The sequence below is a fragment of the Amphritea sp. GJ51-11 genome (assembly GCF_055808735.1).
The window spans coordinates 3556591-3579182 of the sequence record NZ_CM147881.1 but is presented as its reverse complement, the minus strand read 5'-3'; the positions used below and the strand labels follow the sequence as shown (position 1 = coordinate 3579182).

Here is a 22592-nt window from a genome sequence, read left to right as displayed (position 1 = left end):
ATAACAATAATATCGGTGGAGCAGGGATAGGGAGACATGGTGTCTAAGGGTTTAGCCGCCATGATCACAGCATAGAATAAATAACAAGCTAAGGGCATCACACATGAGCGATTCTAAGATATATCCGGTTAGCGAAGAGCTGGCTGCATCTGCGCATATTAACAATGAAAAATATCTAGCGATGTATGAGCAGTCTATTAACGATCCGGATACATTCTGGGGCGAAGAAGGTAAGCGACTGGACTGGTTTAAACCTTACACCAAGGTTAAACATACCTCTTTCGATCCGCATAACGTCGATATCCGCTGGTTTGAAGATGGCACACTGAACGCTTCTTACAACTGTCTCGACCGTCACCTAGAAACCCGTGGTGATCAGGTTGCGATTATCTGGGAAGGCGATGATCCCAGCGATTCTGAAAACATTACCTACCGTGACCTGCATGAGCGCGTGTGTAAATTTGCTAACGCACTGAAAGCGCAAGGTGTTGAGAAGGGTGACGTGGTCACTCTGTATATGCCGATGATTCCAGAAGCGGCCGTGGCCATGTTGGCCTGTACCCGTATCGGTGCGGTGCACTCTATCGTTTTTGGTGGTTTCTCCCCAGAAGCGCTGGCGGCTCGTATTGAAGGGGCTAATTCTAAGGTTGTGGTTACCTCTAACTATTCGTTGCGTGCTGGTAAGTCAGTACCACTGAAATTGAACGTTGATAAAGCACTGGCACATCCTGCGGCTAAAGCCTGCGTCAACAGTGTTATCGTGGTTAAGCGGGTCGAGCAAGATGTTGCTTGGGACGACAATGTTGATGTTTGGTATGAAGATCTGGTGGCCAATGCGTCTGCCGATTGCCCGGCTGAAGAGATGGAAGCCGAAGCACCGATGTTTATCCTTTACACTTCCGGTTCTACCGGTGCGCCAAAAGGTCTGAAACATACCACGGGTGGTTATATGGTGTATGCCGCCATGACCCATGAGTATGCCTTCGATTATAAAGATGGTGATATTTACTGGTGTACCGCTGACGTTGGTTGGGTGACCGGTCACAGTTATATTGTTTATGGTCCGTTGGCGAATGGTGCTACCTCACTGATGTTTGAAGGTGTGCCAAGCTATCCTGATAACAGCCGTTTTGGCCGCGTTATCGAAAAACATAAAGTTAATCAGTTCTACACTGCGCCAACTGCTATCCGTGCGTTGATGCAACAGGGCGAAGATGTGCTGGGTGATTCTGATCTCTCTAGCCTACGCATTCTGGGCTCTGTGGGTGAGCCGATTAACCCTGAAGCCTGGGAATGGTATTACCGTATTATTGGTCAGAGCCGTTGCCCAATCGTTGATACTTGGTGGCAGACTGAAACCGGCGGCATGATGATTATGCCACTACCGGGTGCTACTGCGGCTAAGCCGGGTGCGGCGGCGCGTCCGTTCTTTGGTGTGCAGCCTGCACTGCTGGATGCGGATGGTCATGAGCTGGAAGGCGCCACCGATGGCAACTTGGTCATTAAAGATTCATGGCCGGGTCAGAGCCGTTCTATCTGGGGTGACCATGAGCGCTTTGTCCAAACTTACTTCACTACTTACAAGGGCTATTACACTACCGGTGATGGTGCCCGCCGTGATGAAGATGGTTATTACTGGATTACTGGCCGTGTGGATGATGTTATCAACGTGTCTGGTCACCGTATGGGAACAGCAGAGGTTGAGTCAGCATTGGTTGCTCACCCTGCAGTTGCTGAAGCCGCCGTTGTGGGTTATCCGCATGAGCTGAAAGGTCAGGGCATCTATGTGTATGTCACCCTGCAGTCTGGCTTTGAACAATCCGATGAGCTGCTGAAAGAGTTGCGACTGCATGTGCGGAAAGAGATCGGTCCGATTGCATCGCCTGATTTGATTCAATTCGCACCGGGTATGCCGAAGACGCGTTCAGGTAAGATTATGCGCCGTATTCTGCGTAAAATTGCCGAAGATGATTTCGATGCCTTGGGTGATACCTCTACCCTGGCCGATCCATCCGTGGTTGATGATCTGATTGAGCACCGTATGAACCGTAAGTAAATGTGCTAAGGCACTAACTTAGGGCTACAATTTCAAAGCTCCCTCCCGGTTTTTAAGGTCGGGGGGAGTTTTGCTTTGCAAGTGGTGTTAATATAATCAGGCGTAAGCGGCTGTTTTATCAGACGCTGCACTTTATAAGTAGATATATTTACACGTTTTCACAGATTGGAAGCGAGTAAGGAGGGAGATTAGCTGAATGCAACTGGCGCAGAAGATAATCATTGCGGATGATCATCCGTTATTCCGTGCAGCACTGAAACAGGCGGTAACTCAGGCTGTTCCGGGCGTTGAAATCGTTGAAGCCGATTCTCTGGAAGCGGTTCAGGCAGCGGTCGAAAATCACTCAGATGCTGATTTAGTATTACTTGATCTACACATGCCGGGGACTAACGGTTTTACCGGTTTAGTGTTCCTGCGGGGCAAAAACCCAGGTATTCCTGTGGTGGTTGTGTCGGGCAGTGAAGAGTCCTCGGTGATGAAGCGAGCGCTGGATTACGGTGCCTCCGGTTTTATCCCTAAATCCTCCCCCTTGGATGTGATCGCTGAAGCGATTACCACGGTACTCGAAGGTGAAGAGTGGCTACCTGAAGAAGTAGCCGAGGGCGTCGTGGACGTGACTGAAGAGGATCAGAAGTTTGCCACTAATTTGGCATCACTGACACCGCAACAGTTCCGGGTGTTAACTATGTTGACCGAAGGCTTGCTGAACAAGCAGATCGCTTATGATCTGAATGTCTCGGAGGCGACCATTAAAGCTCATGTGACGGCGATTTTGCGTAAGCTTGGTGTCCATAGTCGTACCCAAGCTGTAATTGCAGCACAGCGACTCTGTGTTGATCCTCCAAAGACTGAGTTGGGCTAAACCAACGGCATCATTATCTAGGCTATTTATAGTCTGCATAAAAAAGCGCACTACTAGCATTGTTTAGTAGATGCGCTTTTTTTGGTACTGCTGTTTAGTGTTGTTGCCGCTGTCTAGTCGGCAATAGCGTTGAAATGTCCATGTTGATCTTATTTTGCCGAGGCAATCAGTTTGCTGATAATTGCTCTAAGGGCTGCCGGCTTAATGGGTTTATGTAAAATTTCAGCATGATTGGCGGTGATCTCCTCTTTAACTGCGTCGGTACGGTCGGCGGTAATCACCACTGCTGGAATCGGATGGTCCCACAGCTCTGCGAGGTCCTGTAGTGCCATGACCCCGGTGAGGGTTTCATCGAGGTGATAGTCAGCCAGAATGATATCGGGCACAAAGTCTTGCTCGATAATATTCGCCTTAGCCTGCGCCGCTGAGATAGCCGTAACTACAGAGCAAGACCAACCCTGTAATAGTGCGCCCATCCCTTCGAGAATCTTAGGTTCGTTGTCGATCACCAGTACTTTAATACCTTCGAGGCCTTTACTGCGTATCCAGCCGCGTTTTTCGGGGCGTGCTTTAACCGCTTTGGTTTTATCGCCCAACGGTACGGTAACGCTAAAAACAGTACCTTTGTTAGGCCATGAACGCACATTGATTGGATGGTGAAGCATCCGGGCGATACGTTCGGTGATGGCCAGACCTAAGCCGAGTCCATCCACCTGAGAATGTTTTGGGTTGTTGATGCGGTGAAACTCCTCAAATACCTCTTTGAGCTTATCGGTAGGGATGCCTACGCCGGTATCCCATACCTCGATCCGCAGATGTTTGCCGGTACGGCGGCAGCCGAGCATGATTTTGCCCTGCTGGGTGTAGCGGATCGCATTGGATAGGAAGTTTTGCAGAACTCGACGCAGCAGTTGTTGATCGGAATGAATGGTCTGGCAACATTTGACGAAATCAAACTGCAAGTTTTTCTCTTCAGCTAGGGCGGTGAATTCGGCGCTGAGATTGTCGAACATGCCGTTGATAGAGAAGTGGCTGAGGTTTGGCTCTAAAGCGCCCGCATCCAGTTTAGAGATATCGAGAATGGTGGTTATCAGGCTCTCGGCGGCTTTTAGCGAGCCATCGAGGTTGTTAACCAGTTGGTGGGTTTCTTCGGTATGTTTTTGCTGCGCTAGGGCCGAGATAAATAATCGAGCGGCATTTAGCGGCTGCAGTAGGTCGTGACTGGCGGCGGCAAGAAAGCGGGTTTTGCCTAGGTTGGCAGCGTCGGCATCAAATTTAGCCTGTCGCAGCTCATCCTCAATGAGGGCACGAATGGTGTTCTCTTTTCGCAGTTCTTTGTTAACCACTGATAGCGTATGGGTCCGTTCGCGTACCCGCTGCTCTAAGTTTTCGTTGGTTTCTTGTAGTAATTGCTCGGCTTTACGACGCTCGGTGATGTCCTGATAAAGGGTGAAATAACCCAGTTGATCACCGCTGTCGTTGATATGAGGAATGTAGGTTACTTCCGCATAACGGGCTTGGCCGTCGGGTGATGGGATTTGAGTTTCAAAGCGCTGACGTTCACCCTGTAATACCTTATCAACATAGGGGTGGCGTATCTCAAGCTCTTGTGCAGATAGGGTGCTGGCGCTGTTAACGCCGGCGATGTTGTGGCGATCGAGTTTAAAGGTATTGGCATAGGCTTTGTTGATAAAGCGGAAGTTCCGCTCGGTATCCAAAAAGGCGATCAATACCGGCACATTATCGGTATAGATACGGACATTTTGCTCACTCTCCCGCAATGCCTCCTGCACCCGTTTATGTTCGGTAATATCCATATAGGTGTTAACAAAACCACCATTGGGCATCCGATTGCCCCGGACCTCTAATACCGAACCGTCGGTACGGTGGCGTTCATAGGAGTGAGCCTTACCCTCTTTTAGGGTCGTGAGGCGGGTTGTAACCTGTTGTTCGATATCGCCGGGGCCATATTCACCCTTCGAGGCGTTATAGCGGAAGATCTCCTCGATTGGGCGACCAACACAGATTAGGCCGCTAGGGTATTCGAACATCTCAATATAACGCCGGTTCCAAGCGACCAGACGCATCTGTTGATCCACCACGCTGATGCCCATGGTGATGTTTTCGATGGTCGATTGCAGTAACGAACGGTTAAAGCGCAGCGCTTGCGAGGCTTCATCAACGATGGTGACCACATCGCCAATCTGCATATCTTTGCCGCGCAGGGTCGAGGCCAATACGATGCGGGCAGAGGACGCGCCGATAACTCCGGCTAACAGACGCTCGGTAAATTGGATCAGTTCGGCACTGGCTTTATCGCCGGACAGTGGTGGATCGATGCCCGCCTTTAGAGCAAAGCCAGTAAACGCGTGCTGTGTGCGGCTAATGCCGAGGAAGCGCTCGGTGAGTATCTGTAAGTCACCTACGGTGGCGTGGCTGAACACCCGGGAGGGTTCAGATAGGTCTTTGCTGTAAACATCTACAAAGGCGCTGGCCTGAATCCGATCGACCAGTCGTTGTGGGCTATAGCGGGATATCACCACATAGAGCAAGGTGTTGATCGAGAGGCTCCAGAACGTGCCGTGGGTGAGGGGATCCATACCGGTGATGCCGAATAGTTGTGTGGGTCGTAAGAAGTCATAACCAAATAAGCCGTTTTCGATAAACGAGTTGGGCATCAAGCCGGCGCTGGCCATGGTGGGGAACACCAAGGTGTAAAGCCAGATTAGGAAGCCTGCGCAAAGGCCGATGAGAATGCCGTGGCGCGAGCCGGTTTTCCAATAGACGCCGCCGAGTAGTCCCGGTAAGAATTGCGCCGAGGCGGCAAAGGCCAGCAGGCCAAATGATGCCAGGGTGCCTTGATCACCCAGGATTCGATAATAAAAGTAAGCCATGATCATCAGGCAGATAATGGTGATCCGCCTGACACGAAGTAGCATCGCGCCGAGATCTTTATTTTTAGATAGTTTGAGCCAAGAAACTCTCAACAGCAGAGGCATAACAATGTCGTTACAAACCATAGTGGAGAGTGAAATAGAGGCGACGATAACCATACTGGTTGACGCGGATAGACCACCAATAAAGGCGAAGGTGGCTAAATCTTCAAAGCCTTCGTGCAGGGGCAGCATCAGCAAGAAGGTATCAGCATTGATATCGGAGCCTGCGAATAGGGTCATCCCTGCGGTTGCGATGGGCAGCACAAACAGTGATAGCAACAGCATATAGAGGGGGAAGAGCCAACGGGCGGTTTTTAGATTTTCAATGCGGGTATTTTCGACGATGGTGACATGAAACTGTCGTGGTAGGCAGAGAATAGCGGCACAGGCGAGCAGTATCTCGGTGAGGAAGCTATTGCCGAGAAAGCTGCCGTTGAGCGGGCTATTGAAATTAGTATTGTTGTTGAGTTGATGGCGAATATTGTCGATCAGATCAGGCACGCCATCAAAAATCTCAAAGGTAACTAGCAGGCCGACGGCAATAAAGGCGGTGAGTTTGACGATGGACTCGAACGCCACCGCTAGCACCATGCCTTCGTGATGTTCGGTGGCATCGATATGCCGGGTGCCGAATAAAATAGTAAAGACGGCCATGACTAAGGCGACAAACAGAGCGGTGTCGTTACCCTTGCTGAGTGCTTCAGTCGCGCCGGGAGCAATCGCGTCATAGCTAATCGCCACGGCTTTGAGCTGCATGGCAATATAGGGAATGGTGCCAAAGACGGCGATGATGGTGACTAATACCGCCAGTGCCTGACTCTTGCCATAGCGGGAGGAGATAAAATCGGCAATTGAGGTAGTGTTTTGCTGCTTACTCACCAAGATGATTTTTTCAATAACCCGCCAAGCAAAAATAAACACAATGGCGGGGCCGAGATAGGTGGCCAAAAATTGCCAGCCGCTGACCGATGCCCGACCTACTGCTCCGTAGAAGGTCCAAGAGGAGCAATAGATAGCCAAAGACAGTGAATAAATAACGGGGTTGCTGGCGTATGAGCGTCCTTGGGCGCTGCGGTCACCAAAGTAGGCAATAGCAAAGAGCAGCCCCACATAGGCCAGTGAAATAAGAATAATGGAGCCGCCAGAAAGCATAGTCAGGTCTGCCTGTTGTTACGGTGCTGGAGTGCTTAGTGTAACCGAACTCGGGGTGAGAACCCTATCGCTCTTATACCTTTGTCTAGTCTGTTGAGTTGTAACGGTTTTTTTGAAATGGCTTGAAGGCGCGCAGGGTATGGCCTGCGGCCTGTTTAGGGTGTTTTGGTGATGTTTGATCAGACCAAAGTAGGGGATTTTTTTGCCAGAACACTTTGTTAAATTCTAACAGTCCACAACTTTTACTTAACCTTCAATAACAAAAATAAGGATGGTGCAAATGTCTACTTCTGCACAAGACAATGCTTCGGCTTATTGGGCCGAAAACCTACGCATTATCATGACTTACCTTTCGGTCTGGTTTGTAGTGTCTTTCGTCGCTGGAATCCTGTTCGTTGATCAATTGAACGCTATCCCGTTCTTCGGTTTCCCTCTGGGTTTCTGGATCGCGCAGCAGGGTGCAATCTTCGTCTATGTCGCATTGATTTGGATGTACGTTGCGAGCATGAACAAGCTTGATGAAAAATACGATGTTCATGAATAAGAACAATAACGGCTGAGCTGAGGATTACGAATATGAGTCTTGATCTACTTACTTACATCTTTATAGGGGGCTCCTTTGCTCTCTATATTGGTATTGCAATCTGGGCCCGTGCCGGGTCTACAAAAGAATTCTATGTCGCTGGCGGTGGTGTACACCCCATTGCGAACGGCATGGCGACAGCCGCTGACTGGATGTCAGCAGCTTCCTTTATCTCGCTTGCGGGATTGGTATCGTTTATCGGTCGTGATGGAGCGGCTTACCTGATGGGCTGGACCGGCGGCTATGTGCTGTTGGCGATGCTGCTGGCACCTTACCTGCGTAAATTTGGTAAGTTTACCGTGCCTGATTTCGTGGGTGATCGTTATTACTCTACAACGGCGCGTGTGATTGCCATTGTTTGTACTATCGTTATCTCCTTTACTTATGTTGCTGGTCAGATGCGTGGTGTGGGTATTGTATTCTCCCGTTACCTGCATGTTGATATCAACACGGGTGTTATCATCGGTATGGCGATCGTATTCTTCTACGCTGTATTGGGTGGTATGAAGGGTATTACCTATACTCAGGTAGCTCAGTACTGCGTACTGATTCTGGCGTTCATGGTGCCAGCGATCTTTATGTCTATGCAGGTTACCGGTCACTTCCTGCCACAAATTGGTCTGGGTGCGACACTGGATTCAGGTTTGTCTGTTTTGGCAACGCTGGATAAATTGTCTGTTGACCTTGGCTTTGCGGAATATACCTCCGGTCAGAAATCCACTATCGACATTTTCTGTCTGACAGCGGCGCTGATGGCGGGTACTGCGGGTCTACCACACGTAATCGTACGTTTCTTCACGGTACCGCGTGTTAAAGATGCGCGTACCTCTGCGGGTTGGGCGTTGATCTTCATCGCGATTCTGTACACTACTATCCCTGGTGTTGCTGGTTTCGGTCGTGTAAACCTGATCGAAACAATTAACGGTACTGATGCGACTAACGTAGGTACTTCTTATGCTGAGTTGAAAGCTGACCCTAAAACACAGTGGTTTTCTAACTGGGAAAATGCAGGCTTGTTGGCTTGGCACGATTATAACGGTGACGGCAAAGTACAATACTCTGCAGGTTCAGCGTTTGAAGGTGGTAAGCCTGCGTTTGATGGTGAAGCTCGCGGTATTCATGGTGAGCGTGCGGTAACAAACGCTAAGGTTAATCCAACGCCTGCTCCAGGCGCTCCATTTGTCACCGAAGTGTATGTTGACCGTGACATCATGGTATTGGCTAACCCTGAGATCGCTCAGTTACCTAGCTGGGTTATTGCGCTGGTAGCAGCCGGTGCGGTTGCTGCGGCCCTATCAACAGCGGCAGGTTTGTTGTTGGTAATCTCTACTGCGATTGCGCATGACTTGATGAAAACCTGTATCAACCCAGGTATCTCTGAGAAACAGGAGCTGATGTACGCTCGTCTTGCGGCGATTGTGGCGATCTGTATTGCAGGTTACTTCGGTATTAACCCGCCAGGATTTGTGGCACAGGTGGTGGCGCTGGCCTTTGGTTTGGCATCCTCCTCAGTGTTCCCTGTTATCGTGATGGGTATCTTCAACAGCCGTATGAACAAAGAAGGCGCAATCGCAGGTATGGTTGTGGGTCTGGGTTCTACTATGGCTTATATGGTCTACTTCACCTTCATGGGCGGCTCGAAAGATGACCTGTTCTTGGGTATCTCCACCGGTGGCTTCGGCTTCGTGGGTATGATCCTGAACTTCATCGTCGCTTATGTTGTTTGCATGATGACTCCGCCACCACCTGCTGAAATTCAGGAAATGGTTGAGAACATTCGTGTACCACGTGGTGCTGGTGTTGCTCACGCGCACTAAGATCTGAATAGATCTGATTCAATGTAAGGCGCGTCAGCGAAGGTTGGCGCGCCTTTTTTTATCGAGTCTGATTGAGTGTTATTAAAGTTTCAGCCTAAAGGGTTCTTTGACCCTTTAATCAGATGCTTTAAGCCGCCGCGGATTGAGGAGAGTATTGATGCCATCATCTTTCAAAATAGAGAATATGCCGTTTAGCTTGCTGTCTGCAAAGGAGCAGGAACTACTGCGTTCGAGCTTGGATATTGGTTACTACCAGTCAGGTGAGACCATTCTTGCGGCGGGCAGTGTGCCTGAAGGTGTGTACGTCATCTTAAAGGGGCGGGTCGCTGAGAGTGACGAAGTAGAAGAGCAGGGGGCGCAAGAGCACCTCTATGTTCACTATACCAACGAAGACTACTTTGGCGGTTGGTCGGCACTTAAGGGTAAGGCGATTCATAACTTTATTGCGGTCGATGAAACGATCTGCCATATATTGCCGACCCGTGTGCTGCTCGATCTGTGCGCCAGTAATAGTCGTTTTGCCGATTACTTTCAGCAAAGCCTTTCCGCTAAGACTGAGATCCAAGCCCAAGAGGGCGGCGATCAGGATATGGCCGAGTTTATGCTGGCTCAGGTCAAAGACGGCCTGATTCGTGAGCCGCTGATCGTGCTTGAAGGAACGACGATTACCGAAGCGACGCTGCTGATGCGAGAGAAGCGTGCCGATTGTGTCTTGGTTAAACGTGGTAATCGTTACGGTATGGTGACGGGGACCGATCTGTTAGATGCGGTGGTGGTGAATAAGTTAGCGCTGGATGCCAGTGTTGCCGGTATCGCCAGTTATCGACTGATTACCACGACCTCGGATGACTATCTGTTTAATGCGCTGATTATTATGACTCAGCAACGCATAGAGCGAATCGTGGTGATGGATGGTGATCGTTTAACCGGCGTGATCGAACTGACCGATGTATTGAGTTATTTTTCCAGTCATTCCCATGTGATCGGTTTGCGAATCGAGCGAGCGCAGACGGTTGAAGATCTCTATGAGGCGGCGCATGGATTAAATGACCTGATTAAAGCGATGGTGTCGCAGGGCGTTAAGGCGCGCTTTGCGATGGAGTTGATTGCCGCCATGAATGAACGGGTGATTGCTAAACTCTTTGGGTTGGTCGTGCCGCCGGATATGCAGCCCCATGTGTGCTTGGTGGTGATGGGCAGTGAGGGGCGTGGCGAGCAGGTCATGAAAACCGATCAGGATAATGCATTGATCTATCGTGATGGTTTGATCTGGCCTGAGATGCAAGCGACTATGGAGCGCTTTACCGAGATACTGATCTCGTTCGGCTTTCCTAAATGCCCAGGTAATATCATGGTCTCTAACCCAGAGTGGGTTAAGTCGATTGGCCAGTGGACTCAAGCTATGAGTGATTGGTCTTATCAGTGTGAAGGCGAGGCGCAGATGCGATTAGCGATTGCCGTTGATGCTCATCCGGTCGCGGGTAATGCGGCGCTTTTTAAAGCGTCAAGAAACTGGTTTTTGCGTCATCTGCAGAACAATGACGTTTTCTTTTCCCATTTTGCCCGGGCGGCTATTGAGTTCAATACTCCGCTGACCTTTTTTGGTAACTTAAAAGATAAAGGTGAGCTGGATGTGAAGAAGGCCGGTATTTTTCCGATTGTGCACGGTATACGTACTATGGCGTTGCAGTTCAAAATATTGGAAACCAACACCTTCAAGCGTATCGAAGCGCTGGTTGAGATGGGGGAGATGAAGCCTGAACATGGTCGTGAATTGGGTGAGGCGTTGGCATTGTTTATCCAGACACGCCTAAAGCAGCAGGTTAAGCGTATTGATGAGTCGAGTGATGGTGTAGACCAAACGCCTAATATCCTTGAACTGTCATCATTGGATAAAATGGAGAAGGATTTGCTTCGGGATGGGATGCATATCGTTAAAGGATTTAAAAAACATCTTGTGCTTAGGTATCACCTGGGAGGCTAACACGGAATATGATTATTCCCAGAAGTATCAGAAAAATAAAGGAGCGGATGGATCATAAGAATGGTCCTTATGCTCATCTATTTCAGCCCTATGATGGCGATGAGGTGGTGTCTCTGGATTGTGAGACCACAAGCTTGAATGTTAAAGAGGGCGAAATTCTTTCGATTGGCGCGGTGAAAATCAAAGGTCGCAAAGTGATGACCAGTGAGCGGCTAGATATTAAGCTCAAGCCGCCGAAAAGTTTGACGGGCGACTCTATCAAGATTCATAAAATTCGAGCGGCGGACCTCGTTGATGGAGTCTATATGGACGAAGCGCTGGAAAAAGTGCTGGAGTTCGTTGGTAATCGCCCGATTCTTGGTTATTACGTTAACTACGATGTGCGCATGTTAGAAAAGTATTTGCGGCCTCGTTATGGCTTCGGTTTGCCGGGTAAAGCGATCGAGTTATCACATGTGTATCACGACATCATAAAGTGGCGGTATGTTGGCGGTGATGTCGATTTGCGCTTTGATACGATCTCTAAGCAGCTCGATATTCCGATGTTAGAGCGACATACCGCCCTAGGTGATGCTATTACGGTAGCGCTGATGTATGTGCGGCTGCAATATGGTGAGCGACCGGGGTAGAAATAGGTTAAACATGTCAAAAAACAAACGGGCCTTGTGGCTCGTTTTTTGCTTTATACATAGCTAAGATTGAAAATTGACACGGTTTTGTGTCATAAAATTGGCGAACAGTTTGTTTTGTTGCTTGCTAAGTGGCTGATCAAACTTATAATGTCAATATATTGCCATTTCTGAGGTGTGTATGATTGAACGTGCAGACATTAACGCAGTTTTACAACAGATGCGTGAAGTCAAAATGCAGGCCCAACAGGGCATTTCCTCTGATATTAACCGGCCTGCTGCGATTCGTCGTGTCGCTGATGAGCAAAACGGTGAAAGCTTTGCTGATCTATTTAAAGGCGCAATCGATGGTGTTAATAACGCTCAAGCGCAGGCGAAAACGCTGGCGACCTCTTATGAGCAAGGGGTGGCGGGGGTTGATCTCCATCAGGTGATGATCAGCATGGAAAAGGCCTCGGTTTCTTTCCAGGCTCTGACCCAGGTGCGTAATAAAATGTTAAGCGCTTATGAAGACGTTATGAAAATGTCGATCTAATGCGAATGAAACACACAATAATATGTATAAGTAGCATCAGGGTGCACGGTTAGATGGAAAACGCAGCAGTGCAGACAACAACAGGTGGCTCGGTAGCCTTTGGCTTTAACCGCTTGGGGTTGGTGCGTCAGTTAGGTCTGATGGTGGGCTTGGCAGCCACTATTGCGATCGGCTTCGCCGTGGTGCTCTGGTCCCAAGAACCCGATTACCGGGTGCTTTATAATAATATCTCCTATGCGGATGCAAATCCGATTGTTGAACAGTTACAGCTCAACGGTATCCCCTATAAGTTTGATTCAACGGGTCACAATATTCTTGTGGCTGAAGAGTATCTGCATAAAGCTCGTTTGCGTTTAGCCGCTGAAGGTTTTAATGGTGATAATACCGTTGGCTTTGAGTTGTTAGATAAGGAGCAGGGGTTAGGCACCAGTCAGTTTATGGAAACCGCTCGCTACCGGCGTGGTTTAGAAGGTGAGTTGGCGCGGACCGTTACTAGTATGCTGGCGGTACGTAGCGCCCGGGTTCACTTGGCGTTGCCTAAGCAGTCGGTATTTATTCGTGATCAGCGTAAACCGACTGCATCGGTGTTTTTGGATCTGGTGGCGGGACGGCGACTCGAAGCGATTCAGGTTGAGGCGATTACTAATCTCGTGGCTTCCAGTATCCCGGAGCTTTCCAGTGAAGATGTGACGGTGGTCGATCAAAAAGGTCGCTTGCTGAATACACGAGATATGGATACCGATGTGGTGTTGGCTGCTAAACAGCTTGAATATACCCGTCGAATCGAAGAAACCCTAGTTAATCGGGTTAACAGTATTTTACAACCGGTGGTTGGTCTAGGGCGTTACCGAGCTGAAGTATCGGCTGATATTGATTTCACCGCCGTTGAGCAAACCGATGAGATCTATAACCCGGACCTTCCTGCGTTGCGCAGTGAACAGGTGCTTGATGAAAGTACGGTAGGGCAAGGTGCTGCATCTGGTGTGCCGGGTGCTTTGTCGAATCAACCTCCGGGCGCAAATGCGGTGCCTGAAGTGGGTGGTACGGGTTTGCCGGTGCAAGGCGAGGGGGTTGTTGATCGCCCCGCGGCGCCACAAAATGCGCGCTCTCAAGCTACACGTAATTATGAGTTAGACCGCTCTATCAGTTATACCAAGCATCAAATGGGGCAGATTAACCGTCTCTCTGTTGCGGTGGTGGTTGATGATATTCCGACGGCAGGTCCTAATGGTGGTGAAAAGATACGGGCCGCTTGGGATCAGAACGAACTCGATCGATTGTCTATACTGGTTAAGGATGCGGTCGGTTATTCGGCGTTGCGGGGTGATAGCGTTAGCGTGATCAATTCTCCGTTTGCCGTGCCTGAGGTCTATCAGGAGGAAGAAGTACCGATCTGGAAGCAGGAATGGGTGCTGGATCTGGTGAAACAGGTGTTAGGTGGTCTGTTCGTGCTGTTATTGGTATTTGGAGTGTTGCGACCGATTATGAAAAGTTTGGCGATTAGTGCGGCACAGAAAGCAGCGGCTAATGAATCCGATTCGAAATCTGAATCAGATATGGCTGCTGAGCTTGAATCCCTCGATATGAGCGGTATATCGCCGGACCATGTGACCTTTAGCGGCATCGATAATGCGCTGGCGCCGACGCCGAATGAAACCTATGAATATCAAATGAATGCGATTCGCAGCATGATTGCTGAAGATCCTGCCAAAGTGGCGCAGGCTATCCGTCAGTGGGTGATTGAGAATGAATGATCAGGTAACGGAATCCGGTGTTGAATTAACAAATGTCCAGAAAGCGGCGGTGTTGCTTATCTCCTTGGGTGAAAGTGATGCCGCCGAAGTGCTGCGCTATCTTGGCCAGAAAGAGGTGCAGCAGTTAGGTTTGACCATGAGTAACCTCGATAATATCCCTCAGTCGACGGTCGAGTCGGTGATGGCGGACTTTATGGAAGCGATTAGCGATCAGACCAGTATCGGTATTAACAACGATCACTATATCAAAGAGATGTTAAGTCAAGCCCTAGGCAATGACCGGGCGCAGACGTTGGTTGATCGTATTCTGATGACCACTAATACCTCGGGTTTAGAGAGCCTGAAATGGATGGATTCCCGGCAGGTTGCCGAAATTATTCGTTATGAGCACCCGCAGATACAGGCCGTGGTCATGGCCTATCTGGATCCAGATCAAGCAGCCCATGTGTTGCAACGATTTGATGAAAATGTCCGTCTCGAGATTATGATGCGGATCACCTCATTGGATCAAATCCAGCCATCCGCCCTGCAGGAGCTGAATGATATCCTTGAATTACAGTTCTCTGGCAACAGCAGTCAGAGCGCCAGCTTGGGTGGACTACAAACAACGGCTAATATTATGAATTATTTCGATAATAATATTGAGCAAGAGTTGATGGAGAAAATTCGCGAAGTGGATGAGCCGCTCAGTGATCAGATCTCTGAAATGATGTTTGTATTTGATAACTTGATCGATGTGGAAGATCGAGGCATTCAGGTTATTCTGCGTGAAATTAATACCGATACTCTGGTGGTTGCCCTTAAAGGTGCGGAATCGGGACTACAGGATAAAATCTTCAAAAATATGTCGAAACGGGCGGCCGAATTGTTGCGAGATGATCTCGAGGCGAAAGGGCCTGTGCGTGTGAGTGAAGTGGAAGATGCCCAGAAAGAGATTCTCAACGTGGCCCGTCGATTGGCCGATGAAGGTGAGATTATGCTCGGTAGTGGCGGCGAAGAGATGATGTAATGCAGATGAAGGCGATCGATAAATCGGTAATCCGGATTCGTGCGGAAGATGCGCGGGCTGCAGCATTATGGACCCTGCCCGTGGTGCAGGGGAAGCATGTAGTTGGCTTGCAGCAAAAACCGGAAAAAGTGACAGAAGAGGTGGTTGAGGAAGTTGTTGATGGTCGTCTCACACTGTCCGAGCTCGAAAAAATCCGTGAAGATGCCTATCAGGAAGGTTTACAACAGGGCCGCGATGAAGGCTTGGAGAAGGGTCTAGAAGAGGGTCGTGCTGCTGGGCACAAAGAAGGCTTGGCTACCGCGCGTGCTGAAATCGATGTGCAGTTAGCGTTACTGACAAACTTGCAGCAGCAGTTAGATCAGCCGTTGCAAAAAATCAATGCGGAGGTCGAGCAGCTAGTCGTTGATTTAATTACTGAACTGAGTGAAGCGGTGGTCGGTACACAGGTTGAGTTAGATAGTGCCCCGGTGATTAAAGCGGTTGAAGATGCTGTAGCGCAATTGCCACAAACCGGCGCCGAAATTAAAGTGATTTTACATCCAGATGATGTGCCGAACCTCGAACCTTTGTTGGCGTTGAATGAACGTTGGTCCTTGGTTGAAGAGGCGTCTATGGCTCGAGGGGGTTGTAAAGTGGTGAGTGGCTATGGCCTGCTTGATAATACGGTTGAACGCCGTTTTGAGGCCGCGGTTACGCAGCTACGCAGAGCATTGACGCAGATGGAGGATGAGGTGCCAGTCTCGTCAGAGGTTGAGCCATCAGCTCCCCATGAGTGATCAACTGAATGCTCGATTGGCCCGTTTAAAGGGGCTGAAATATAACATTCCTGCGCCCGTGGCCCACGGGCAAATAACCCGCCTGATCGGTTTAACCCTTGAAGCGGTGGGTATCAAGGCCTCGATGGGTGAATACTGTCTTATCTATCCCGACCATGGTGAGCCGGTTGAAGCTGAAGTCGTGGGCTTTTCTGGTGATCGAATCTACTTAATGCCCGTTGATCAATTAGAAGGCTTGGCGCCTGGTGCCCGAGTGAGTCCGATGGTCGGCGGCAGTGATGTTCAGGTAGGTTTTGAGTTGCTGGGGCGGGTGATTAACGGTGTCGGTAAACCGCTCGACGGTCTAGGTGAACTCGGCTGTAAAACCACGGTGCCCTTGCAGGGCAGGAATATTAACCCACTCAGTCGACAACCCATCAAACAGACGTTGGATGTTGGGATTCGCGCCATTAACTCGCTCTTGAGTGTAGGTCGGGGGCAGCGGTTAGGGTTGTTTGCGGGTAGTGGTGTGGGTAAAAGTGTCTTATTGGGTATGATGACGCGGTTTACCGAGGCGGACATTGTGGTGGTGGGCTTGATTGGTGAACGTGGCCGTGAGGTCAAAGAGTTTATCGATCATAGTCTTGGTGAGGAGGGCATGCGTCGCGCCGTGGTAGTTGCCTCTCCCGCTGATGAGTCGCCGTTGATGCGTTTAAGAGCGGCCCAGCTATCGACTCGCTTGGCTGAATATTTTCGTGAGCAGGGTAAAAATGTCTTGTTGCTGATGGACTCTTTGACCCGTTATGCGCAGGCGCAGCGCGAGATTGCTTTGGCTGTGGGTGAGCCGCCCGCGACTAAGGGTTATCCACCGTCGGTATTTGCTAAGCTACCAAAGTTGGTGGAACGTGCCGGGAATGGGGATAAAGAGGGAGGCTCTATCACCGCTTTCTATACGGTTCTGACCGAAGGGGATGATCAGCAAGATCCGATTGCCGATTCGGCCCGGGCTATTTTGGATGGACATATTGTGTTATCCCGTAGCTTGGCTGAGCGGGGCCATTATCCTGCCATCGATATCGAGCAATCAATTAGCCGAGCGATGCCTTCGGTGGTGAGCTCTGATCATCTACAAGCGGCGATGGGGTTTAAACAACTCTATTCAAAATTTCAACAGAATCAGGACCTTATCTCTATTGGTGCTTATGCGCGGGGAAGTGATGCTGAAACTGATTTTGCGGTAGAACGGATGCCCTTGATGAATGCTTTTTTGCAACAGGGCCTGAATGAATCCTATGCTTTTCAAAAGAGTTTGACGGATCTTGCGATGGTGCTAACGCCGAACCCGAGCAGTATGCCTGGGGTGCAACAAGGGCAGCAGAATATCGCTATGGGAAATAGGACGTCCTGATGAAAAGGTCTAAGCGGTTGCAGGTTGTCTTGGATCTTGCAGAGCGAAAACGTAAGCAGGCCGATCAGTGGTTGAGCCAAGCCCAAGCGAAAGTACAGCAGGGAGAGGCTACGTTAACCCAGTTGCATGGCTATTATTCCGATTATGCCAATAGCTTCTATCAGCAAGGTGCGGCGGGTATCTCCCCTGGGCAAATTCACACCCATCAGGCTTTTATGCACAAGTTACGGGTAGCGGTAGAGCAGCAAGAAAAGGCGTTGCAGATGGACCGCGAGCAGCTTGAAAAAGTTACCACCCATTGGCAAAGCGCTTATCAGCATTTTAAATCGGTTGAGATGCTGGTGGATAAGCTGAAAATGCAGGAATCTAAAGAAGCGGAACGTCAGTTGCAGAAAGAACTTGATGAGCGTTCCCAGTTAATTCGTCCCCCTTTGATCTAATAAATTTTCCTCTTATCAAAGTGGCACTGATTGTGCATTCTCAACGGTAGTTATAAGTCTGCCGGGGAGTGCAGTATGGATCAAACGTTTTCGGCTTCGGGGGTCGGATCATTGCTGAGTGTTGGTTCGGTATCGAGCAGTCAGGCTGTTGTTACTGAAACGCCCCCTGTGGGCGCTTTGAATGCTGCAGGTGTTAGTGTTATAGCCTCCTTTGATCAATCGATGTTACAAGCGCAGCAGCAACGCTCAGGCATTCAGGGGCAATCGCCGAGCGGACAGAGTTTGCCGGGTGGAGGTGGATTATTGCCTGCCGGCATGAACGTAGCGAATGCGGTCGCTATGACCGAGGTGGCTGGCGCGCAGATAGTTGTTGATGCGGTTGCTGATGTGACTGCCAAATCCGCCGAAATGACAGAACAGCGGCTCGAGTTAAAGCAACAACAGAGATCGGCGCTTAAAGCCGACCTGCATACCGAGTTAATGCCGCCTTCAGCACTAAGCGCAGAGTTAAATGTTGATCTAAGAACTGATGTAAGCGCTGCACAATATACCAGCGTCAGCTTGGCGGGTGATGAAACGCTGAAACAGATAGATCAGTATCGCCGTGCCGATTTAGCGGTGGCGGTTGATTCAGCCTTGAAGCGTTTGACAAGCGTTGCGGATAGGGGGAGCAGTCAGGCTTCTTCTACTGTTCAGCCATTAGTTGGATCCGTTCCGCAGGTGACTGTTTTGGCTGAAGATGCGCCTCTTTCAACGGGACGTGTCAGTTCAATTGCTGCATCCGAAAGCGCTACAATGGCATCGACAGAGCCTGTAAGTCAGTTGGCTCCGTCAGTGCCGAATACAGCACCCGTTAGTGACGAATCTGATAGGTTAAATCGTTCATCTCAACTCCCCTTATCGTCGCCTCAGTCTATAGTGAGAGAGTCTGGTTCTCCTGAGGTGATAGTTAATGCGGCAGCGTCGTTGGATCGCAGTGCTGAGATTAATCCTCAGTCGCCATCAAGTCAGCAAAGTTTTGAAGGCGAAAATCCTAATAAATTCAATAGGGTTGGTGTTGTTGAACGCGGTCTAGCTGATAACGGTGTAGCGGCGTCCAGTCGCCCTGGTGAATCAGTAGCGCAGGTGTTAGCCGCTAGCGGAGCGACAGGTAACAGTGCGACACAGAATCCCGTTACTCCTGCTTCTTTAGTGGCGAGTTCGGCGTCTAGAGCCGAAGGTGCGGTTGGGGCTGATCGAGTTGTCGAGTCTAGGGTAGAAGTGCCTGTGGCTAACGGGCAAGCATCGTTGAGTGAATCTTTAGTTCGATTACAGTCGTCTGAGTTAACTCCTTTGCAACCTGTGCAGCAAAGCGATAGTCGAATTCAGCCTCAGCCTAGTTTTGCGTCTGGGACAGGAGAGCGTCAAACGTCTGAACAGAATGCTGCAATATTGCCTGTTGGTAGTGCTTCTGAGCTACGCCAGAGCGTTGATGTTGCTGCGCCACGTAAACTAGATATGCAAGCTGCCGATCCTCGTGTTTCATCGAACCTCGTTGCGCCCGCTTCTTTAGCTGCTAGCTCGGTATCTAGCACTGAAAGTGTGGTCGATATTGATCGAGTTGTCGAGTCTAGGGTAGAAGTGCCTGTGGCTAACAGGCAAGCGTTGTTGAGTGAATCTTTAGCACGGCTGCAGTCGGAGTCGCAGAGTGATAATCGGATTCAGCCTCAGCCTAGTTCAGGGCCTGCTGTGGCGGAGCGTCACGCGCTGCCTGAGCAGAGTGTGACTGATGTGGTGTTGCCTGTGGCAGGTACCGCGAGAGTGCAGCAGAATGATAATCCTGCTGCTGCGACGTTGAGTGAATCTTTAGCGCGGCTGCAGTCGTCTGGTCATGCCAGTTCGCCGTCGGAGCCGCAGAGTGATAATCGGATTCAGTCTCTGCCTAGTTCAGGGCCTGCTATGGCGGAGCGTCATGTGCTGCCTGAGCAGAGTGCGACTGGTGTGGTGTTGCCTGTGGCAGGTACCGCGAGAGTGCAGCAGAATGATAATCCTGCTGCAGCGACAACAAACGCATTAGCATCGCGCTCTGATTCGCCAATATCAAGCGTTGCACCGGCTGTTTCTGCTGCTCAAGGCGCATCACTACCTGATGCTGATATTGGTGCTGCGCCTGGCTCTGAAGGTCTGGCTGATCGGGCCGTTGAGCCTGCAGTGAAAGTGTCTATTGGTGATGGGCAAACATCATTGAGTGAATCGTTAGCTCGATTGCAGTCGCCTGAGTTAACGCCTTCGCAACCTGTGCGGCAATCAAATGATGCGACACAAGCGTCGATAACACCTCCGCAGCAGCCGGTTAATCCGTTAACCGGTCAGGTTATTGGTCAAGCGCCAGCTCAGCCTGTGGGGCAGGGTGTCGAGCAGCCTATGGCTCAGGCCGCGGGATCTCAAGGTCGAGATGATCTTGCAACAAAAATGGTGTTGGATAAAGCGAACGGTATTGATGTGGGTCGAGGCGTCGATAATAAGCAAGAACCACGACAAGAGAGCTCGCTCACGGGTTTTGCCGATTCCTTAGCCGCTTTGTCTAAGCCGACTCGTACCGTACAGGAACCGCTTCAGACGAGTATGCCTCAAGGTGTTAAGCCGGGTATGCCAAGTTGGGGGCCGGCCGTTAATGACCGGGTGATGTTAATGGCGTCAAAAAATGGTCAGTTTGCTGAGATTCGGTTAGATCCACCGGAGTTAGGCTCCTTGCAGGTGAAACTGCATCTAAAGAACGATCAAGTGAGCGTGGTGTTTAACACCCCTCACGGCAGTGTTCGCGAAGCATTAGAACAGAATATGCCAAGGTTGAGAGAGATGTTTGCCGAGCAGGGGCTCAATCTGTCGGAATCCTCGGTAGAAGATCAGAGCGGTGGTCAGCAACGGGATCAATCTGAACCGGGAACGGCTTTTGCGGGCTATCAAAATGATAATGCGGATGAGAGTCGAGTCGAGTCTGTCGTCAGGGAGAGTCTTTCTTTGGTTGATTACTACGCTTGATAGGCTAACATTCGCCTGAATGTTGACTCGCTTGCTTCCGCTGTTGAATCAGTATGTTATATTACGGCTTTAATTGTATGTTTATGCATTTGCCGGGTTTCCGGCTGATAATCAGTGGGGCTAATGATGGCTGATGAAAATACTGATGCGGCTGCTGGTGGGGCGGCTGAGGGTAAAAAGGGCTCAGGTAAGTTAAAACTGATCCTGATCGCTGTTGCTGGGATCCTCCTAGCGGCCATTATCGGTGGTGGGGTAGCGATGTTCTTGCTCGGCGGCTCCGATGATGAAGCTGTTGCCGAAAATGCCAAACCTGATAAGCCTGCGCAGGCGCTATATACCAAAATTCGTACCTTAGAGGGCAGTCCTTACTTTACGGTCGTTGTGCCGAGTAAAGATGGTCGAACGCATTATATGCAGTTGCATGTCGAGGCTAAAAGCCGAGATGATGCTGTGGTGGTTGCGTTAACCAAACATATGCCGAAAATCGTTTCCGTATTGAACCAGCTGTTTTCTAGCCAGTCTTTTGATGAGTTGCGGACGATGAAAGGTAAGTTGATGCTGCAGCAGGCTGCTTTGGCTGAGATTCAAGGCGTTATGCAGGATAAAATTGGTAAGCCTGGAGTCGAGAAGATATTGTTTACCGGGTTTGTAATGCAGTGATGGATAGGCATATATGACAGTCAAAGACCTGCTTTCTCAGGATGAAATCGACGCCCTACTGCATGGTGTGGATGATGGAGATATTGAGACTGAAGAAAGCGTTGTCGACGAAGATTCCGGGGTCAAAGTCTATGACCTAGCGAGTCACGAGCGGATTGTTCGTGGCCGGATGCCAACGCTTGAGATGATTAACGAGCGGTTTGCCCGTCATACCCGTATCTCGTTGTTTACGCTGCTACGCAACAATGCCGATGTATCGGTTGGTGGCGTGCAGATTATGAAGTATTCCGATTATATTCATACCCTTTATGTTCCCACTAGTATCAACCTATTGAAAGTGTCGCCTTTGCGCGGCACGGCGCTGTTAGTGATGGACGCTAAATTGGTATTCCGCTTGGTGGATAGCTTTTTTGGTGGTGATGGTCGGCACGCCAAAATTGAAGGGCGGGAGTTTACCCCTACTGAGATCCGCTTGATTAATAAGGTCATAGGGCAGTTTTTTATTGATCTTGAGGGAGCATGGGAGCCTGTCATGCCACTGAAATTTGAAGTCAGTGGACATGAGGTTAACCCGGCAATGGCCAATGTAATCAACCCCTCGGAAGTGGTCGTGGTGAGTAGTTTTCAGGTGGATATGGAGGGCGGCACCGGTGAGTTTCATGTGACGATGCCTTACTCTATGCTGGAGCCTATTCGAGATATTTTGATCTCAGGTTATAAGCCCGCTGAAGAAGAGTTGGATGAACAGTGGTTGACCTCACTGAAGCACGATATGTTAGGCGCGCCGATCGATTTGGATGTGGTGATTGCCGAACGTAAGATGAAGTTACGCGACATTATGCAGTTTGAGGCTGGCGATATTATTCCTATCGATATCGCTGATACACTTAAACTGAAGGCTGCGCGGGTACCGGTATTTAATTGTAAGCTGGGTACATCCCGAGGGAATCTGGCGGTAAAAATTATCAGCCGGAGTAAAAATGACTAAACC

General features: G+C 49.8%; 16 protein-coding genes. 15 read left to right on the top strand and 1 reads right to left on the bottom strand.

Annotated elements, in window-relative coordinates:
- Positions 1–103 precede the first annotated feature (103 nt).
- Together acs and AC0L4K_RS16080 are read left to right on the top strand one after the other, a co-directional pair.
- Positions 104–2056, top strand: coding sequence for an acetate--CoA ligase (acs, locus tag AC0L4K_RS16085; RefSeq protein ID WP_417223765.1), 1953 nt, complete (start codon positions 104–106; stop codon positions 2054–2056).
- A 196-nt stretch (positions 2057–2252) separates the two neighbouring features.
- On the top strand, positions 2253–2918 hold the full coding sequence (locus AC0L4K_RS16080) for a response regulator transcription factor (protein ID WP_215951266.1): 666 nt from the start codon (positions 2253–2255) through the stop codon (positions 2916–2918).
- A gap of 149 nt (positions 2919–3067) precedes the next feature.
- Here the strand turns inward: AC0L4K_RS16080 and AC0L4K_RS16075 are convergent, their stop codons facing one another.
- The gene (locus AC0L4K_RS16075; RefSeq protein ID WP_473267169.1) at positions 3068–7006 is read right to left on the bottom strand and encodes a hybrid sensor histidine kinase/response regulator; all 3939 of its coding nucleotides are present in this window, start codon (positions 7004–7006) and stop codon (positions 3068–3070) included.
- A gap of 280 nt (positions 7007–7286) precedes the next feature.
- On the opposite strand from AC0L4K_RS16075, the gene AC0L4K_RS16070 reads away from it, so the two are divergent.
- The 13 genes from AC0L4K_RS16070 (at position 7287) to fliM (ending at position 22589) form a co-directional block, all read left to right on the top strand.
- Complete coding sequence (locus AC0L4K_RS16070; RefSeq protein WP_417223770.1) at positions 7287–7550, top strand: DUF4212 domain-containing protein; 264 nt, start codon at positions 7287–7289, stop codon at positions 7548–7550.
- 32 nt (positions 7551–7582) lie between these two features.
- Positions 7583–9406 carry a sodium:solute symporter family protein gene (locus AC0L4K_RS16065; protein ID WP_473267166.1) on the top strand — a complete coding sequence of 608 codons (1824 nt, stop codon included), beginning with the start codon at positions 7583–7585 and terminating at the stop codon, positions 9404–9406.
- Between the two features lie 157 nt (positions 9407–9563).
- On the top strand, positions 9564–11390 hold the full coding sequence (locus AC0L4K_RS16060; protein WP_417223773.1) for a DUF294 nucleotidyltransferase-like domain-containing protein: 1827 nt from the start codon (positions 9564–9566) through the stop codon (positions 11388–11390).
- 8 nt (positions 11391–11398) lie between these two features.
- Positions 11399–12019 carry a 3'-5' exonuclease gene (locus tag AC0L4K_RS16055; RefSeq protein ID WP_417223775.1) on the top strand — a complete coding sequence of 207 codons (621 nt, stop codon included), beginning with the start codon at positions 11399–11401 and terminating at the stop codon, positions 12017–12019.
- A gap of 181 nt (positions 12020–12200) precedes the next feature.
- Positions 12201–12554, top strand: coding sequence for a flagellar hook-basal body complex protein FliE (gene fliE, locus AC0L4K_RS16050; protein ID WP_417223777.1), 354 nt, complete (start codon positions 12201–12203; stop codon positions 12552–12554).
- Positions 12555–12607: 53 nt separating this feature from the next.
- On the top strand, positions 12608–14308 hold the full coding sequence (fliF, locus tag AC0L4K_RS16045; protein ID WP_417223778.1) for a flagellar basal-body MS-ring/collar protein FliF: 1701 nt from the start codon (positions 12608–12610) through the stop codon (positions 14306–14308).
- Entirely contained in the window at positions 14301–15317 is a 1017-nt protein-coding gene (gene fliG / locus AC0L4K_RS16040; RefSeq protein WP_417223780.1) for a flagellar motor switch protein FliG, read from the top strand. Before fliF ends, fliG begins: the two co-directional genes overlap by 8 nt.
- On the top strand, positions 15317–16093 hold the full coding sequence (locus AC0L4K_RS16035) for a FliH/SctL family protein (protein WP_417223782.1): 777 nt from the start codon (positions 15317–15319) through the stop codon (positions 16091–16093). The genes fliG and AC0L4K_RS16035 overlap by 1 nt, the downstream gene beginning before the upstream one ends.
- A complete protein-coding gene (gene fliI / locus AC0L4K_RS16030; RefSeq protein ID WP_417223783.1) occupies positions 16086–17480 on the top strand; it encodes a flagellar protein export ATPase FliI in 1395 nt (464 codons plus the stop codon). The genes AC0L4K_RS16035 and fliI overlap by 8 nt, the downstream gene beginning before the upstream one ends.
- Positions 17480–17920 carry a flagellar export protein FliJ gene (gene fliJ / locus AC0L4K_RS16025; protein WP_417223784.1) on the top strand — a complete coding sequence of 147 codons (441 nt, stop codon included), beginning with the start codon at positions 17480–17482 and terminating at the stop codon, positions 17918–17920. Before fliI ends, fliJ begins: the two co-directional genes overlap by 1 nt.
- Before the next feature lie 75 nt (positions 17921–17995).
- Positions 17996–20941 carry a flagellar hook-length control protein FliK gene (locus tag AC0L4K_RS16020; protein WP_473267163.1) on the top strand — a complete coding sequence of 982 codons (2946 nt, stop codon included), beginning with the start codon at positions 17996–17998 and terminating at the stop codon, positions 20939–20941.
- 123 nt (positions 20942–21064) lie between these two features.
- Positions 21065–21601, top strand: coding sequence for a flagellar basal body-associated FliL family protein (locus AC0L4K_RS16015; protein ID WP_473267161.1), 537 nt, complete (start codon positions 21065–21067; stop codon positions 21599–21601).
- Between the two features lie 13 nt (positions 21602–21614).
- Positions 21615–22589 carry a flagellar motor switch protein FliM gene (gene fliM / locus AC0L4K_RS16010; protein ID WP_417223789.1) on the top strand — a complete coding sequence of 325 codons (975 nt, stop codon included), beginning with the start codon at positions 21615–21617 and terminating at the stop codon, positions 22587–22589.
- The last annotated feature ends 3 nt before the right edge of the window (positions 22590–22592 follow it).

Coding starts and splice junctions, on each gene's coding strand:
- fliI (WP_417223783.1), top strand. CDS start 16,086: ATGAGTGATCAACTGAATGCTCGATTGGCCCGTTTAAAGGGGCTGAAA.
- fliJ (WP_417223784.1), top strand. CDS start 17,480: ATGAAAAGGTCTAAGCGGTTGCAGGTTGTCTTGGATCTTGCAGAGCGA.
- fliM (WP_417223789.1), top strand. CDS start 21,615: ATGACAGTCAAAGACCTGCTTTCTCAGGATGAAATCGACGCCCTACTG.
- AC0L4K_RS16020 (WP_473267163.1), top strand. CDS start 17,996: ATGGATCAAACGTTTTCGGCTTCGGGGGTCGGATCATTGCTGAGTGTT.
- AC0L4K_RS16060 (WP_417223773.1), top strand. CDS start 9,564: ATGCCATCATCTTTCAAAATAGAGAATATGCCGTTTAGCTTGCTGTCT.
- AC0L4K_RS16035 (WP_417223782.1), top strand. CDS start 15,317: ATGCAGATGAAGGCGATCGATAAATCGGTAATCCGGATTCGTGCGGAA.
- AC0L4K_RS16080 (WP_215951266.1), top strand. CDS start 2,253: ATGCAACTGGCGCAGAAGATAATCATTGCGGATGATCATCCGTTATTC.
- fliE (WP_417223777.1), top strand. CDS start 12,201: ATGATTGAACGTGCAGACATTAACGCAGTTTTACAACAGATGCGTGAA.
- AC0L4K_RS16070 (WP_417223770.1), top strand. CDS start 7,287: ATGTCTACTTCTGCACAAGACAATGCTTCGGCTTATTGGGCCGAAAAC.
- fliG (WP_417223780.1), top strand. CDS start 14,301: ATGAATGATCAGGTAACGGAATCCGGTGTTGAATTAACAAATGTCCAG.
- acs (WP_417223765.1), top strand. CDS start 104: ATGAGCGATTCTAAGATATATCCGGTTAGCGAAGAGCTGGCTGCATCT.
- AC0L4K_RS16015 (WP_473267161.1), top strand. CDS start 21,065: ATGATGGCTGATGAAAATACTGATGCGGCTGCTGGTGGGGCGGCTGAG.
- fliF (WP_417223778.1), top strand. CDS start 12,608: ATGGAAAACGCAGCAGTGCAGACAACAACAGGTGGCTCGGTAGCCTTT.
- AC0L4K_RS16075 (WP_473267169.1), bottom strand. CDS start 7,006: ATGCTTTCTGGCGGCTCCATTATTCTTATTTCACTGGCCTATGTGGGG.
- AC0L4K_RS16065 (WP_473267166.1), top strand. CDS start 7,583: ATGAGTCTTGATCTACTTACTTACATCTTTATAGGGGGCTCCTTTGCT.
- AC0L4K_RS16055 (WP_417223775.1), top strand. CDS start 11,399: ATGATTATTCCCAGAAGTATCAGAAAAATAAAGGAGCGGATGGATCAT.